This window comes from Neisseria sp. P0018.S001 (assembly GCF_051957355.1).
GTDB lineage: Bacteria > Pseudomonadota > Gammaproteobacteria > Burkholderiales > Neisseriaceae > Neisseria > Neisseria subflava_A.
Map to the genome: position 1 here is coordinate 80,225 of NZ_JBQCWN010000009.1, position 12,745 is coordinate 92,969.

The window sequence follows — 12,745 nt, forward strand, 5'->3', positions numbered from 1 at the left end:
ATTGAGCTAGCATTATTTAGAGTAGAACTCTACCACCAGCTGTTCATTAATATCGCCAGACAATTCTGAGCGATCCGGCATATTTTTGAATACACCTTCCAATTTGTCGGCATCAACAGATACCCAGCTTGGCAAGCCAATTTGAGTAGCCAAGCTCAATGCCTCTTGGATACGTACTTGTTTCTTAGCTTTTTCACGAACAGCTACAACATCGCCTGCTTTAACTTGGAAAGAAGGGATATTAACAACCTGACCGTTTACAACGATAGCTTTATGAGAAACCAATTGACGTGCTTCAGCGCGGGTAGAGCCAAAACCCATACGATAAACGACATTGTCCAAACGGGACTCCAGCAATTGCAACAGCAATTCACCGGTAGAACCTTTACGACGATCAGCTTCCGCAAAGTAACAACGGAATTGGCGTTCTAACACGCCATAAATACGACGGATTTTTTGTTTTTCACGCAATTGCAAACCGTAGTCTGACAAACGTGGTTTTTTCGCACCGTGCTGACCAGGTGCAGAATCCATTTTACATTTTGAATCTAAAGAGCGACGTGCACTCTTCAAAAACAGATCCGTACCTTCGCGACGTGCTAATTTACATTTAGGGCCAATATAACGTGCCATGTTTTAAATCACTCCAATATTAAATACGACGTTTTTTAGGCGGACGGCAACCGTTATGAGGCAACGGGGTAACGTCAGTAATGCTGGTAATCTTGAAACCAAGAGCGTTTAAAGCACGTACAGAAGATTCGCGACCAGGGCCAGGGCCTTTAATGCGGACTTCTAAATTTTTAACGCCATACTCTTGGGCAACTTTACCAGCTGCTTCTGCTGCAACTTGTGCTGCAAATGGTGTACTTTTACGAGAACCTTTAAAACCAGCGCCGCCAGAGGTAGCCCAAGACAATGCATTGCCTTGACGGTCAGTGATTGTAATGATGGTATTGTTGAAAGATGCATGAACGTGCACAATACCCTCGCTTACGGTTTTACGTACTTTTTTACGTACACGCGAAGCTGTGTTTGCTTTAGCCATTAATCAAATTCCTTAAAATTTATTTCTTACCGGCAATCGCTTTGCGCGGACCTTTACGGGTACGGGCATTTGTGCGAGTGCGTTGACCACGACAAGGCAAGCCACGACGATGACGGAAGCCACGATAGCAACCCATATCCATCAGTCGTTTAATGCTCATCGTTACTTCACGACGCAAATCACCTTCAACTTCATATTTAGCAACTTGCTCACGCAAAGCGTCTAATTGAGCCTCGTCCAAATCTTTTGCTTTAGTAGTAGGAGCAATATTTGCTGCCTCACAAATCAATTTAGCACGAGTCGCACCAATACCATAAATAGCCTGAAGGCCAATTACGATATGGGCATTATTAGGGATATTTACCCCTGCAATACGAGCCATATTTTTTCCTTTTTAGGGCAAAGTATGTCACTATACCACAAAATCAATAGTTAAGAAAACTAGCTTCTTAACCTTGACGTTGTTTGTGACGTGGGTCAGTACAAATTACGCGAACTACACGATTACGACGAATAATCTTGCAATTGCGACAAATTTTCTTTACAGAAGGTTGTACACGCATTTTATTTCCTTTTATCGTTTATCTTGCTCGGAAAACAATCCGAGCACGGGTTAAATCATAAGGAGTTAATTCAACTGTTACCTTATCACCTGGAGAAATACGAATATAGTGCATTCGCATTTTTCCAGATATATGACCAAGTACTACATGATCATTTTCCAGTTTTACTTTAAATGTTGCATTGGGCAAAGTCTCAAGGATTTCGCCCTGCATCTGTATGGTATCTTCTTTAGCCATAAGCCTACTTACGTGACAAAGATTTCATATCTGGACGACTCATCAAGTCTTCATACTGACTACTCATTCGATATGAATTGATTTGTGTCCTAAAATCCATTGTAACGACAACCAAAATAAGCAAAGATGTTCCACCTAAATAGAAAGGAACCTTCAATGCCGTCGTTAAAAATTCAGGTATCAGACAGATTGTAGTAATGTACAAAGCACCAAACAATGTCAGTCTTAGTACCACTTTTTCCAAATATCTAGAGGTTTGCTCACCTGGGCGAATACCCGGCACAAATGCACCACTCTTCTTCAAATTTTCAGCCATCTCTTTAGGGCTAAATACTAAAGCAGTATAGAAATAGCAGAAAAAGATGATAGTTGTGGCAAATAATACAATATACAAAGGATGTCCGTGTTGCAGCATTGCAGCAACCTTATGAAGAACAGAATTCGTACTATTTGAACCAAACCAACCTAAAAGTGTAGATGGAAATAAAATGATACTGGAAGCAAAAATAGGAGGAATAACACCTGCCATATTTAGCTTGAACGGCATATGAATGCTTTGCCCCGGCATCATTCCAGAGCCAAACTGTCTTTTAGCATAATGCACAGGAACTTTACGCTGAGCACTCTCAAAATAAACTACAGCATAGATCAACAGCAAAATACCAATCACAATTGATACCGCCATCAACATACTCATAGAGCCTTGTTCAGTCAAAGTTAATAACCGAACAATACCGGATGGGATACCCGATACAATGCCTGCTGTAATAATTAAAGAAATACCATTACCAATACCACGCTCGGTAATTTGCTCCCCTAACCACATCAGAAACATAGTACCTGTAACCAAACAGACTACTGTAGAAATATGAAACTCAAGCGAACTCGTTACAACAACACCTTGTTGATAAACAAATGTTGCAACACCAAAGCTTTGCAATACAGCCAATAATACCGTCCCATACCTAGTATATTTCGTAATTATTTTCCTACCAGCCTCACCTTCCTTCTTTAAAGCTTTTAAAGAAGGAACAATTTCAGAAGCAAGCTGAACAATAATCGATGCCGAAATATAAGGCATGATACCAATTGCAAATATACTAAAGCGCTCCAACGAACCACCCGAGAACATATTTAACATTCCGAATATGCCGTTTGCAGCGCCTTCGTATAACTTAGCTAATGCAACAGCATCTACGCCCGGTACCGGTATATGAGCACCAATACGGAAAACAACTAAAGCACCTAAAAGGAACACCAGACGTTTTTTCAGATCACCAAATTTGGATAATCCTGATAAAGATTGTTGATTAGCCACTGTAGTGCGAGCCTTATTCTTCTACTTTACCACCGGCAGCTTCAATAGCAGCTTTAGCACCTTTAGTAGCTTTTACACCTTTCAAGGTAACTGCTTTTGAGATTTCACCAGAAGCAATAACTTTTACATTAGAAGCAGTTGCAGGAATCAGACCAGCTTGTTTAAGAACCAAGACATCAATCTCGTTCACAGCAATCAGATCCAATTCACTTAAACGAACTTCAGCATTAGCGGCAGCAGTCAAAGATTTGAAACCACGCTTCGGCAGACGGCGTTGCAAAGGCATTTGACCGCCTTCAAAACCTACCTTGTGGAAGCCACCAGAACGGCTTTTTTGACCTTTATGACCACGACCACCTGTCTTACCCAAGCCGCTACCAATACCACGGCCTACACGACGACTAGCGTGAGTAGCACCCTCAGCAGGTTGAATAGTATTCAAAAACATATTAAGACTCCACTTTCAACAAGTAGCTGATTTTATTGATCATGCCACGGTTTTCAGGGGTATCCAAAACCTCCACAGTATGCTCACGGCGGCGTAAACCTAAACCACGAGCACATGCACGATGAGATTCAATTGTACCGATCAGGCTCTTAACCAATGTAACTTTAATCTTTTTTTGCTCAGTCATGGTTAGCTCCCAAAATATCTTCTACTGTCAAGCCACGTTTAGCAGCAATATCAGCAGGGGTATACAGTTTAGACAAACCGTCTAATGTAGCACGTACAATATTGTAAGGGTTAGTAGAACCATGTACTTTAGCTGAGATGTTATGGATACCCATAGCATCAAATACTAAACGCATTGGACCACCAGCTTTTACACCGCTACCTTCTTTAGCAGGTTGCATAAATACCTTAGTAGCACCATGACGACCAATAACTTCATGATGAATAGTACCGTTTTTCAAAGGCACTTTAATCATAGAGCGTCGAGCTTGATCCATTGCTTTTTGAACAGCAACTGGTACTTCTTTTGATTTACCTTTACCCATACCGATGCGACCATCACCATCACCAACAACAGTCAGTGCAGAGAAAGCCATGATACGGCCACCTTTAACTACTTTAGTCACGCGATTAACTGCGACCATCTTTTCAATCAGTCCGTCACCGCGTTCTTCAATTTCATGTTTTGCCATCTGAAAGTCTCCAAATATTAGAAGCTTAAACCATTTTCACGTGCAGCTTCAGCCAAAGCTTTCACACGACCGTGATATTGGAAACCTGAACGGTCAAAAGCAACTTTTTCAACACCCACTGCTTTAGCTTTTTCAGCAATACGCTTACCAACTACAGCTGCTGCTTCAACGTTGCCACCTGATTTCAGGCTACTACGTACTTCAGCTTCCAATGTAGAGGCTTGAGCCAATACTTTATCACCTTCAGCACTAATTACTTGAGCATAAATATGATTATTGCTGCGGAACACACATAATCTTACCATTTTCAAGTCCGCAATACGCGCACGGGTTTTGCGTGCACGACGGAGTCGGGTTGTATGTTTATCCATTAGTGAACCTCAATTATTTTTTCTTGGCTTCTTTCATCACTACTACTTCACCTACATAACGAATACCTTTACCTTTATAAGGCTCAGGAGAACGGAATGCACGAATTTCAGCAGCGACTTGGCCAACCACTTGTTTATCTGCACCAGTCAAAACGATTTCTGTTTGGCTAGGAGTTTGAACGGAAACACCTTCAGGCATTTCATATACGATTGGATGAGAGAAACCCAAAGACAGGTTCAAAACTTTACCTTGAGCTTGGGCACGATAACCCACACCAATCAATTGAAGTTTTTTCTCAAAACCTTCAGAAACACCCTTAACCATGTTATTAACCAATGCACGAGCAGTACCAGACATAGCATTAGCCTGTTTACTGTCATTTTTTGCAGCAAAAGTCAATTTACCATCGTTCAGTTCAATAGCAACATCGGAATGCAAAGGAAAAGACAATTCGCCGTTTTTACCTTTGATAACCAATGCATCTGTTCCGAATTTTACTTCTACACCAGCAGGAACAGTCACTGGGTTTTTTGCGACGCGTGACATTTACTTTTCTCCACTAGGCTACGATGCACAACAACTCACCACCCACACCCTCAGAACGGGCTTTGCGATCAGTCATTACACCTTTAGAAGTACTAACAATAGCGACACCCAGGCCATTCATTACGCTAGGGATCTCACTTGATGCTTTGTAAATACGCAAACCTGGACGTGAAACACGTTTAATTTGCTCAATCACAGGACGACCTGCATAGTATTTCAATTGAATTTCCAATACCGGTTTTGCATCAGCAGAAACCGCAAAATCCTCGATATAACCTTCTTCTTTCAGAACTTTTGCAATTGCACATTTCAGTTTAGAGGAAGGCATGGCAACTGCTGCTTTATTAGCACGTTGCGCATTGCGAATACGAGTCAACATATCGGAAATAGGATCATGCATACTCATTATTTATACTCCTATTACCAGCTAGCTTTAACAACACCAGGGATCTCGCCACGCATAGCGATTTCACGGATTTTAATACGGCCCAAACCAAATTTACGGAAAGTGCCACGAGGACGACCTGTTAAAGCACAACGACGACGTTGACGTACAGGTGCTGCATTACGAGGAATGGATTGAAATTTCAAACGTGCTTCAAAACGTTCTTCTTCAGTCGCATTAGCATCATTAATAACAGCGAAAATTGCCTCACGTTTAGCTGCAAACTTTTTCGCCAATGCTTGACGTTTCAGCTCACGATTAATAAGTGCTTTCTTAGCCATGATTATCCTTTAAACGGAAACTTGAACAGTGACAACAAAGCTTTCGCTTCTTCATCAGTTTTTGCAGTAGTTGTAATAGTAATATTCAAACCACGCAAAGCATCGATTTTATCGTATTCAATTTCCGGGAAAATAATTTGCTCACGAACGCCCATATTGTAATTGCCACGACCATCAAATGATTTACCGCTTACACCACGGAAGTCACGTACGCGAGGCAACGCAATAGTAATCAAACGATCCAAGAATTCAAACATTTGATCACGACGCAAAGTTACTTTGCAACCAACTGGATAGTTATCACGGATTTTAAAACCCGCGATAGATTTACGAGCAACAGTAACAACTGGTTTTTGACCAGCAATTTTCTCTAAATCAGAAACAGCGTGTTCCATAACTTTTTTATCAGCAACAGCTTCACCCACACCCATATTCAAGGTGATTTTTTCAATACGTGGAACTTCCATTACTGATTTGTAACCAAATTGTTTAACCAATTCAGGAACAACTGTATCTTTATAAAACTCTCTCAAACGAGCCATGTTATCTCCTTATGCTCCAATGATAGAGCCATTTGATTTGAAGAAACGAACGCGTTTAACTTTGCCTTCATTTTCAATCAGCTTAATACCAACACGGTCTGCTTTATTAGTTTCCGGATTCAGGATTGCAACATTAGAAATATCCAAAGGCATTTCTTTAGTAATAATGCCACCCTCAATACCGCGCATTGGATTAGGTTTTTGATGGCGTTTTACAACATTAACACCCTCAACAACAACTTTATCACCCAATACTCGAACTACTTGACCTTGCTTACCTTTATCTTTACCGGTAATCACTACAACCTGATCGCCTTTAATGATTTTATTCATCGCGCTATTCCTTATAATACTTCAGGCGCCAATGAAACGATTTTCATAAATCGCTCAGTACGCAATTCACGGGTTACCGGACCAAAAATACGAGTACCCAGAGGTTCAAGTTTATTATTCAACAACACAGCAGCATTGTTATCGAATTTAATTAACGCACCATCAGGACGACGCACACCCTTAGCAGTACGAACAACTACCGCATTGTATACATCACCTTTTTTGACACGACCACGTGGGGCTGCATCTTTAACTGCAACTTTAATAATATCGCCAACAGAAGCGTAGCGACGCTTAGATCCGCCTAATACTTTGATGCACATTACGCGACGCGCACCAGAGTTATCAGCCACATCTAAGATGGTCTGCATTTGAATCATATTAGTACCTTTAAATTAACCAACTTAATTTACCACTTTCATATAACTCGCACCTTACTTTAAGCTGCTTATTAAATGAAACCATCACGGTTCTAGTAAACCAGTCTTGGATCCCGAAGGGAGAGAAACTTCCATAAGAAGCTGGAAGATAAGAAACGAAGTTTACACGCAAATTAACTTTGCTGCAAGACTTCGTTTCTTATTAAGCTACATTACTGTGTTTTAAATCAAACAGTACGCGCTTTCTCAACCAATTCTTTTACAACCCAAGACTTGGTTTTTGACAAAGGACGAGATTCCTCGATTACCACTACATCACCAATGCCATATTGATTGTTTTCATCATGAGCATGGATTTTAGTTGATAAACGAATAATTTTACCGTACAGAGGGTGTTTAACTTTACGTTCAACCAATACTGTAACAGTTTTGTCCATTTTGTCGCTTACCACTTTGCCTTGCAAAGTACGAACATTTTTAGCTTCGCTCATTACTTAGCACCTTTTTCAGTTAAAATGGTTTTAATACGAGCAATATCGCGACGTACACGTTTCAACTCGCTAGATTTACCCAACTGACCGGTTGCATTTTGCATGCGTAAGCCAAACTGAGCTTTCAACAAGTCCAACAAATCAGAGTTTAATTGCTCAATAGATTTGTCTTTCAATTCATTTGCTTTCATTATTGACCCACCTGTCTTACTACAAAGGTTGTAGGAATAGGCAATTTGGCAGCGGCCAATTCAAATGCTTCACGAGCCAAAGACTCAGGAACACCGTCCATTTCGTACAATACTTTGCCTGGTTTAACTTCAGCAATGTAATATTCCACATTACCTTTACCGCCACCCATACGGACTTGGATAGGTTTCTCAGTAATTGGTTTATCAGGGAATACACGAATCCAAATACGACCGCCACGTTTAATATGACGAGTCATAGTACGACGAGCAGCTTCGATTTGGCGGGCAGTCAAACGACCACGGCCTACGGCTTTCAAACCGAACTCACCGAAACTTACTTTGTTACCGCGAGTAGCAATACCGGTATTACGACCTTTTTGTTGCTTGCGATATTTCAGTCTAGTTGGCTGCAGCATTACGTCCACCTGCCTTTCTTTGTTTCTTCTCATGCTCAGGTTTAGAAGATTTAATATTACCTTCTGTATAAACCCAAACTTTCAGACCCAGCACACCATAAGTGGTGTGTGCTTCGCTAGTTGCATAATCTACGTTCGCACGCAAAGTATGCAAAGGCACACGACCTTCACGGTACCATTCGCTACGAGCGATATCTGCACCATTCAGACGGCCTGAAGTCATGATCTTGATGCCTTTAGCACCAGAACGCATTGCATTTTGCATTGCACGTTTCATAGCGCGACGGAATTGAACACGTTTTTCAAGCTGCTGGGCAATACCATCAGCAATGATTTGTGCATCCAATTCAGGACGACGAATCTCTTCAATATTTACATGAACAGGCACACCCATCAGAGCTTGCAAGTCACGCTTCAAGATTTCAATATCCTCACCTTTTTTACCAATAACCACACCTGGACGAGCAGAGTGAATGGTAATACGTGCAGATTTAGCAGGACGCTCGATCACTACGCGACCAACTGAAGCATTAGCCAGTTTTTTACGCAAGTAGTTACGAACATCAATATCTTGTTTCAAAACAGTAGAAAAGTCGGTGCTTTTAGCAAACCATTTTGAAGCCCAGTCTTTAGTTACCGCCAGGCGAAAGCCTGTAGGGTTAATCTTTTGTCCCATAGCTTTTCCTTAGTTGCCCACTGTCACATTAATATGACAAGTTTGTTTCTCGATGCGGTTACCGCGACCTTTGGCACGAGCTTGGAAACGTTTCAAGCTTGGGCCTTTGTCAACAAAGATAGTTACCACTTTCAATTCGTCAATATCAGCACCATTGTTGTGCTCGGCATTGGCGATTGCTGATTCCAATACTTTTTTAATCAGCTCAGCACCTTTTTTAGGGCTGAATGCCAAGATATTCAAAGCTTGGGCAACGTCTTTACCACGAATTAAATCAGCCACCAAACGAGCTTTTTGAGCTGAAATACGGGCGTTTTTATGTTGTGCACTTACTCTCATGATTCACCTTATTTCTTTTTAGCCTTTTTATCAGCCAAGTGGCCTTTAAAGGTACGGGTCAATGAGAACTCACCCAATTTATGACCAACCATATTGTCGCTGATGAACACAGGCACGTGAGTGCGACCGTTGTGAACAGCGATAGTTAGACCGATAAAATCAGGCAAAATGGTAGAACGACGTGACCAAGTTTTAATTGGGCGTTTGTCGTTGCTTGCACGAGCAGCATCTACTTTTTTCAGCAAATGCAGGTCTACATATGGGCCTTTTTTTAATGAACGAGCCATACTAATTAACCTTTATTTGAGTAACGACGACGAACAATCATGTTATCCGTGCGTTTGTTATTACGAGTGCGGTAGCCCTTAGCAGGAGTACCCCATGGGCTAACCGGTTCGCGAGCCTCACCAGTACGGCCTTCACCACCACCATGTGGGTGATCAACAGGGTTCATTACAACACCACGAACGGTCGGACGAATACCACGCCAGCGGTTAGCACCAGCTTTACCGATTTTTTTCAGGCTTTGTTCTTCGTTACCAACTTCACCGATAGTTGCACGGCAATTTACGCTAATTTTGCGTACTTCACCAGAACGCAAACGAACTTGTGCGTAAGCACCTTCTTTTGCAAGCAATACCGCAGAAGCACCAGCAGAACGCGCAATTTGCGCACCTTTACCTGGTTTCATTTCGATACAGTGAATAGTTGTACCAACAGGAATATTGCGGATCGGCAGAGTGTTACCTACTTTGATAGCAGCCTCAGCACCGGAAACCAATACTGCACCTGCTTGAATACCACGAGGAGCAATGATGTAGCGACGCTCACCATCTGCATAGCACAACAGTGCGATAAATGCAGTACGGTTAGGGTCATATTCGATACGCTCTACTTTCGCAGGGATACCGTCTTTGTTACGTTTGAAATCTACAACGCGGTAATGATGTTTATGGCCACCACCTTTATGACGGGTAGTGATATGACCATTGTTGTTACGACCGGCAGTAGAATTTTTCTTTTCCAGCAGAGGTGCATAAGGTGCACCTTTGTGCAAACCTTCTGTTACCACGCGAACCATGCCGCGACGGCCTGCAGAGGTCGGCTTCATTTTAACGATTGCCATTTTGTTTATTCCTTATCTGCAGCTGCAGCAGCGGCTTCCAAATCCAACTCTTGACCGGCAGCCAGGCTTACATAAGCCTTTTTAACATCGCTGCGACGACCTAAAGTACGACCAAAACGTTTAACTTTACCTTTAATGGTAACAGTAGTAACGTCTGCAACTTGAACGCCGAACAGCAGCTCAACAGCCGCTTTAATTTCAGGTTTGGTTGCATTTGCCAAAACTTTAAACGTCATTTGGTTACGTTTTTCAGCCAATACGTTGCTTTTTTCAGAAACGATAGGTGCCAAGATTACTTGAGTCAAACGTTGTTGATTCATACCCATTGCTCCTCTAATTGTGCAACTGCATCTTTAGTGATAACGACTTTTTTGTAACGCAGCAAGCTGTAAGGATCAACTTGTTGAGCTTCCAAAACTAATACGTTAGGCAAGTTGCGTGAAGCCAAGTAAACATTCTCGTCGAGCTGTTTAGTTACAAACAGAACTTGCTCCAAACCCAAGTTTTTCACTTGTTCGGCAAAAACTTTGGTTTTAGGAGTTTCAGCAGTCAATGCTTCGATTGCAAATAAACGTTCATCACGAGCCAGTTGGGATAAAATAGTCGCCATACCGGCACGATACATTTTACGGTTCACTTTTTGAGTGAAGTTTTCGTCAGGTTTGTTTGGGAATGCACGACCACCTTTACGCCACAGCGGAGAAGAAGTCATACCAGAACGAGCACGACCGGTACCTTTTTGGCGCCATGGCTTTTTAGTAGAGTGGTTTACTTCGGCACGAGTTTTTTGAGCACGATTACCAGAACGGGCATTTGCCAAGTAAGCAGTAACCAGTTGGTGAACCAAAGCTTCATTGTATTCACGAGCAAACAAAGCATCAGAAACAGCCAAGCTGCCAGATACTTGTCCTTTAGCGTCAATTACTTTCAATTCCATTACGCACCTACTTTCACGCTAGGACGAACCACGACGTCGCTGTTAACCGAACCCGGAACAGCACCTTTAACCAACAAGAGTTGGCGTTCAGCATCAACACGTACAACTTCCAATTTTTGAACAGTTGCTTTAGTGTTACCGTATTGACCTGCCATACGTTTACCAGGGAACACGCGACCAGGGTCTTGTGCCATACCGATAGAACCAGGAACACGGTGAGAACGGGAGTTACCGTGGGAAGTACGTTGAGCACCGAAGTTATGACGTTTGATCGTACCAGAGAAACCTTTACCTTTAGAGGTACCGGTTACATCTACCAATTGACCAACTTCAAACATAGAAACGGTAATTTCATCACCGGCTTTCAATTCAGCCAGTTTTTCTTCAGTCAAAGCAAACTCAACCAAACCGCGACCAGCTTCAACACCTGCTTTAGCAAAGTGACCGGCTTCAGTTTTGTTGACACGATTAGCTTTTTTCTGACCAAAGGTAACTTGTACAGCAGTGTAGCCGTCAGTATCTTTGGATTTCACTTGTGTAACGCGGTTGGCAGACATATCCAAAACGGTTACCGGAACAGAAACACCCTGTTCGTCGAACACGCGAGTCATACCAACTTTGCGTCCAACCAGACCTAAAGTCATGATTATTTTCCTTTTAAGTAAAGGGGCGGGCTACGATTGGCCTGCCTTTCAGACAAAGTTAAACTTGATACGGATGTACCAAGTCCGCCATTATAATTGACAAATCAAAGAAATATCAACAAAAATTTCAATTTTACTTCTTAAACCCATCATTTTTTTCGGATGAAGTGTTGCCAAATATCTGAAAATTTTCAGACGGCCTAAGAATTCTATAAAAAACCGAACAGCCAAACTGTTCGGTTTTTTAGTTCTTATTGAACTTTAATTTCTACATCCACACCTGCTGGAAGATCCAGTTTCATCAGTGCATCAGTAGTTTTGTCAGTCCAATCCACGATGTCCATCAGACGCAAGTGGGTACGGATTTCCAATTGTTCACGAGAAGTTTTGTTCACGTGAGGAGAACGCAAGATGTTGAAACGTTCGATTTTAGTTGGCAAAGGAATCGGACCTTTAACAACAGCGCCAGTACGTTTGGCAGTTTCAACAATTTCTTGCGCAGAACGGTCAATCAGACTGTAATCATAAGCTTTCAGGCGGATACGGATTTTTTGGTTTGCCATTTATCAATATCCCTCAATTAAGCAATTACAGAAGAAACCACACCCGCACCTACGGTACGACCACCTTCGCGAATCGCAAAGCGCAGACCTTCTTCCATAGCGATTGGCGCAATCAGTTCTACAGTAATGGTCACGTTCTCACCTGGCATTA

The 12,745-nt window shown here is 42.0% G+C and carries 27 protein-coding genes and 1 pseudogene; all 28 read right to left on the reverse strand.

All coding sequences use genetic code 11. The features are described 5' to 3' along the window. Positions 1-12 precede the first annotated feature (12 nt). Positions 13-633 carry a 30S ribosomal protein S4 gene (gene rpsD, locus ACTHTJ_RS07635; protein ID WP_070583507.1) on the reverse strand — a complete coding sequence of 207 codons (621 nt, stop codon included), beginning with the start codon at positions 631-633 and terminating at the stop codon, positions 13-15. Positions 634-652: 19 nt separating this feature from the next. Beyond that, a complete protein-coding gene (rpsK, locus tag ACTHTJ_RS07640; RefSeq protein ID WP_002216249.1) occupies positions 653-1,048 on the reverse strand; it encodes a 30S ribosomal protein S11 in 396 nt (131 codons plus the stop codon). Positions 1,049-1,067: 19 nt separating this feature from the next. Beyond that, on the reverse strand, positions 1,068-1,430 hold the full coding sequence (gene rpsM, locus ACTHTJ_RS07645) for a 30S ribosomal protein S13 (protein WP_003749295.1): 363 nt from the start codon (positions 1,428-1,430) through the stop codon (positions 1,068-1,070). A 67-nt stretch (positions 1,431-1,497) separates the two neighbouring features. Next, positions 1,498-1,611 carry a 50S ribosomal protein L36 gene (gene rpmJ / locus ACTHTJ_RS07650; RefSeq protein ID WP_003697674.1) on the reverse strand — a complete coding sequence of 38 codons (114 nt, stop codon included), beginning with the start codon at positions 1,609-1,611 and terminating at the stop codon, positions 1,498-1,500. 18 nt (positions 1,612-1,629) lie between these two features. Further along, positions 1,630-1,848, reverse strand: a complete 219-nt coding sequence (gene infA, locus ACTHTJ_RS07655) for a translation initiation factor IF-1 (RefSeq protein ID WP_003684714.1) — start codon at positions 1,846-1,848, stop codon at positions 1,630-1,632. Between the two features lie 4 nt (positions 1,849-1,852). Next, entirely contained in the window at positions 1,853-3,166 is a 1,314-nt protein-coding gene (gene secY, locus ACTHTJ_RS07660; RefSeq protein ID WP_070583503.1) for a preprotein translocase subunit SecY, read from the reverse strand. Positions 3,167-3,179: 13 nt separating this feature from the next. Then, a complete protein-coding gene (rplO, locus tag ACTHTJ_RS07665) occupies positions 3,180-3,614 on the reverse strand; it encodes a 50S ribosomal protein L15 (protein WP_070712764.1) in 435 nt (144 codons plus the stop codon). Between the two features lies 1 nt (position 3,615). Continuing rightward, complete coding sequence (gene rpmD, locus ACTHTJ_RS07670; RefSeq protein ID WP_003684808.1) at positions 3,616-3,801, reverse strand: 50S ribosomal protein L30; 186 nt, start codon at positions 3,799-3,801, stop codon at positions 3,616-3,618. Beyond that, positions 3,794-4,312 (reverse strand): 30S ribosomal protein S5, encoded by a 519-nt coding sequence (gene rpsE / locus ACTHTJ_RS07675; RefSeq protein ID WP_003684704.1) that lies wholly within the window; start codon positions 4,310-4,312, stop codon positions 3,794-3,796. The genes rpmD and rpsE overlap by 8 nt, the downstream gene beginning before the upstream one ends. Positions 4,313-4,329: 17 nt before the next feature. Further along, positions 4,330-4,683, reverse strand: coding sequence for a 50S ribosomal protein L18 (gene rplR / locus ACTHTJ_RS07680; protein ID WP_070583498.1), 354 nt, complete (start codon positions 4,681-4,683; stop codon positions 4,330-4,332). Positions 4,684-4,696: 13 nt separating this feature from the next. Continuing rightward, positions 4,697-5,230 (reverse strand): 50S ribosomal protein L6, encoded by a 534-nt coding sequence (gene rplF, locus ACTHTJ_RS07685; RefSeq protein ID WP_070583496.1) that lies wholly within the window; start codon positions 5,228-5,230, stop codon positions 4,697-4,699. Between the two features lie 13 nt (positions 5,231-5,243). Beyond that, the gene (gene rpsH / locus ACTHTJ_RS07690; RefSeq protein WP_003684738.1) at positions 5,244-5,636 is read right to left on the reverse strand and encodes a 30S ribosomal protein S8; all 393 of its coding nucleotides are present in this window, start codon (positions 5,634-5,636) and stop codon (positions 5,244-5,246) included. Between the two features lie 14 nt (positions 5,637-5,650). Next, the gene (gene rpsN / locus ACTHTJ_RS07695; RefSeq protein WP_003684736.1) at positions 5,651-5,956 is read right to left on the reverse strand and encodes a 30S ribosomal protein S14; all 306 of its coding nucleotides are present in this window, start codon (positions 5,954-5,956) and stop codon (positions 5,651-5,653) included. Between the two features lie 2 nt (positions 5,957-5,958). Further along, positions 5,959-6,498 carry a 50S ribosomal protein L5 gene (rplE, locus tag ACTHTJ_RS07700; protein WP_003684750.1) on the reverse strand — a complete coding sequence of 180 codons (540 nt, stop codon included), beginning with the start codon at positions 6,496-6,498 and terminating at the stop codon, positions 5,959-5,961. 9 nt (positions 6,499-6,507) lie between these two features. Further along, positions 6,508-6,831 carry a 50S ribosomal protein L24 gene (gene rplX / locus ACTHTJ_RS07705; RefSeq protein ID WP_036493506.1) on the reverse strand — a complete coding sequence of 108 codons (324 nt, stop codon included), beginning with the start codon at positions 6,829-6,831 and terminating at the stop codon, positions 6,508-6,510. A gap of 11 nt (positions 6,832-6,842) precedes the next feature. Further along, the gene (rplN, locus tag ACTHTJ_RS07710; protein ID WP_002215434.1) at positions 6,843-7,211 is read right to left on the reverse strand and encodes a 50S ribosomal protein L14; all 369 of its coding nucleotides are present in this window, start codon (positions 7,209-7,211) and stop codon (positions 6,843-6,845) included. 227 nt (positions 7,212-7,438) lie between these two features. Further along, a complete protein-coding gene (gene rpsQ / locus ACTHTJ_RS07715; protein ID WP_003684766.1) occupies positions 7,439-7,702 on the reverse strand; it encodes a 30S ribosomal protein S17 in 264 nt (87 codons plus the stop codon). Then, the gene (gene rpmC, locus ACTHTJ_RS07720) at positions 7,702-7,893 is read right to left on the reverse strand and encodes a 50S ribosomal protein L29 (RefSeq protein ID WP_003684705.1); all 192 of its coding nucleotides are present in this window, start codon (positions 7,891-7,893) and stop codon (positions 7,702-7,704) included. The genes rpsQ and rpmC overlap by 1 nt, the downstream gene beginning before the upstream one ends. Continuing rightward, positions 7,893-8,309 (reverse strand): 50S ribosomal protein L16, encoded by a 417-nt coding sequence (gene rplP / locus ACTHTJ_RS07725; protein ID WP_003684741.1) that lies wholly within the window; start codon positions 8,307-8,309, stop codon positions 7,893-7,895. The genes rpmC and rplP overlap by 1 nt, the downstream gene beginning before the upstream one ends. Continuing rightward, positions 8,293-8,985, reverse strand: a complete 693-nt coding sequence (gene rpsC / locus ACTHTJ_RS07730) for a 30S ribosomal protein S3 (protein WP_003684753.1) — start codon at positions 8,983-8,985, stop codon at positions 8,293-8,295. Before rpsC ends, rplP begins: the two co-directional genes overlap by 17 nt. Positions 8,986-8,994: 9 nt before the next feature. Next, positions 8,995-9,324, reverse strand: coding sequence for a 50S ribosomal protein L22 (gene rplV / locus ACTHTJ_RS07735; RefSeq protein ID WP_003749277.1), 330 nt, complete (start codon positions 9,322-9,324; stop codon positions 8,995-8,997). Between the two features lie 8 nt (positions 9,325-9,332). Then, entirely contained in the window at positions 9,333-9,611 is a 279-nt protein-coding gene (gene rpsS, locus ACTHTJ_RS07740; protein ID WP_002215422.1) for a 30S ribosomal protein S19, read from the reverse strand. Between the two features lie 5 nt (positions 9,612-9,616). Continuing rightward, positions 9,617-10,450, reverse strand: a complete 834-nt coding sequence (gene rplB / locus ACTHTJ_RS07745) for a 50S ribosomal protein L2 (protein ID WP_003684813.1) — start codon at positions 10,448-10,450, stop codon at positions 9,617-9,619. Between the two features lie 5 nt (positions 10,451-10,455). After that, complete coding sequence (gene rplW, locus ACTHTJ_RS07750; RefSeq protein ID WP_002243944.1) at positions 10,456-10,770, reverse strand: 50S ribosomal protein L23; 315 nt, start codon at positions 10,768-10,770, stop codon at positions 10,456-10,458. Continuing rightward, entirely contained in the window at positions 10,767-11,387 is a 621-nt protein-coding gene (gene rplD / locus ACTHTJ_RS07755) for a 50S ribosomal protein L4 (protein WP_003684798.1), read from the reverse strand. Before rplD ends, rplW begins: the two co-directional genes overlap by 4 nt. Further along, entirely contained in the window at positions 11,387-12,031 is a 645-nt protein-coding gene (rplC, locus tag ACTHTJ_RS07760; RefSeq protein WP_004464584.1) for a 50S ribosomal protein L3, read from the reverse strand. The genes rplD and rplC overlap by 1 nt, the downstream gene beginning before the upstream one ends. A 251-nt stretch (positions 12,032-12,282) precedes the next feature. Then, positions 12,283-12,594, reverse strand: a complete 312-nt coding sequence (gene rpsJ, locus ACTHTJ_RS07765) for a 30S ribosomal protein S10 (RefSeq protein WP_002642322.1) — start codon at positions 12,592-12,594, stop codon at positions 12,283-12,285. Between the two features lie 17 nt (positions 12,595-12,611). Then, positions 12,612-12,745 (reverse strand): annotated as a pseudogene (locus ACTHTJ_RS07770) (hypothetical protein); the annotation flags it as partial.

Coding starts and splice junctions, on each gene's coding strand:
- rpsD (WP_070583507.1), bottom strand. CDS start 633: ATGGCACGTTATATTGGCCCTAAATGTAAATTAGCACGTCGCGAAGGT.
- rpsK (WP_002216249.1), bottom strand. CDS start 1,048: ATGGCTAAAGCAAACACAGCTTCGCGTGTACGTAAAAAAGTACGTAAA.
- rpsM (WP_003749295.1), bottom strand. CDS start 1,430: ATGGCTCGTATTGCAGGGGTAAATATCCCTAATAATGCCCATATCGTA.
- rpmJ (WP_003697674.1), bottom strand. CDS start 1,611: ATGCGTGTACAACCTTCTGTAAAGAAAATTTGTCGCAATTGCAAGATT.
- infA (WP_003684714.1), bottom strand. CDS start 1,848: ATGGCTAAAGAAGATACCATACAGATGCAGGGCGAAATCCTTGAGACT.
- rplO (WP_070712764.1), bottom strand. CDS start 3,614: ATGTTTTTGAATACTATTCAACCTGCTGAGGGTGCTACTCACGCTAGT.
- rpmD (WP_003684808.1), bottom strand. CDS start 3,801: ATGACTGAGCAAAAAAAGATTAAAGTTACATTGGTTAAGAGCCTGATC.
- rpsE (WP_003684704.1), bottom strand. CDS start 4,312: ATGGCAAAACATGAAATTGAAGAACGCGGTGACGGACTGATTGAAAAG.
- rplR (WP_070583498.1), bottom strand. CDS start 4,683: ATGGATAAACATACAACCCGACTCCGTCGTGCACGCAAAACCCGTGCG.
- rplF (WP_070583496.1), bottom strand. CDS start 5,230: ATGTCACGCGTCGCAAAAAACCCAGTGACTGTTCCTGCTGGTGTAGAA.
- rpsH (WP_003684738.1), bottom strand. CDS start 5,636: ATGAGTATGCATGATCCTATTTCCGATATGTTGACTCGTATTCGCAAT.
- rpsN (WP_003684736.1), bottom strand. CDS start 5,956: ATGGCTAAGAAAGCACTTATTAATCGTGAGCTGAAACGTCAAGCATTG.
- rplE (WP_003684750.1), bottom strand. CDS start 6,498: ATGGCTCGTTTGAGAGAGTTTTATAAAGATACAGTTGTTCCTGAATTG.
- rplX (WP_036493506.1), bottom strand. CDS start 6,831: ATGAATAAAATCATTAAAGGCGATCAGGTTGTAGTGATTACCGGTAAA.
- rplN (WP_002215434.1), bottom strand. CDS start 7,211: ATGATTCAAATGCAGACCATCTTAGATGTGGCTGATAACTCTGGTGCG.
- rpsQ (WP_003684766.1), bottom strand. CDS start 7,702: ATGAGCGAAGCTAAAAATGTTCGTACTTTGCAAGGCAAAGTGGTAAGC.
- rpmC (WP_003684705.1), bottom strand. CDS start 7,893: ATGAAAGCAAATGAATTGAAAGACAAATCTATTGAGCAATTAAACTCT.
- rplP (WP_003684741.1), bottom strand. CDS start 8,309: ATGCTGCAGCCAACTAGACTGAAATATCGCAAGCAACAAAAAGGTCGT.
- rpsC (WP_003684753.1), bottom strand. CDS start 8,985: ATGGGACAAAAGATTAACCCTACAGGCTTTCGCCTGGCGGTAACTAAA.
- rplV (WP_003749277.1), bottom strand. CDS start 9,324: ATGAGAGTAAGTGCACAACATAAAAACGCCCGTATTTCAGCTCAAAAA.
- rpsS (WP_002215422.1), bottom strand. CDS start 9,611: ATGGCTCGTTCATTAAAAAAAGGCCCATATGTAGACCTGCATTTGCTG.
- rplB (WP_003684813.1), bottom strand. CDS start 10,450: ATGGCAATCGTTAAAATGAAGCCGACCTCTGCAGGCCGTCGCGGCATG.
- rplW (WP_002243944.1), bottom strand. CDS start 10,770: ATGAATCAACAACGTTTGACTCAAGTAATCTTGGCACCTATCGTTTCT.
- rplD (WP_003684798.1), bottom strand. CDS start 11,387: ATGGAATTGAAAGTAATTGACGCTAAAGGACAAGTATCTGGCAGCTTG.
- rplC (WP_004464584.1), bottom strand. CDS start 12,031: ATGACTTTAGGTCTGGTTGGACGCAAAGTTGGTATGACTCGCGTGTTC.
- rpsJ (WP_002642322.1), bottom strand. CDS start 12,594: ATGGCAAACCAAAAAATCCGTATCCGCCTGAAAGCTTATGATTACAGT.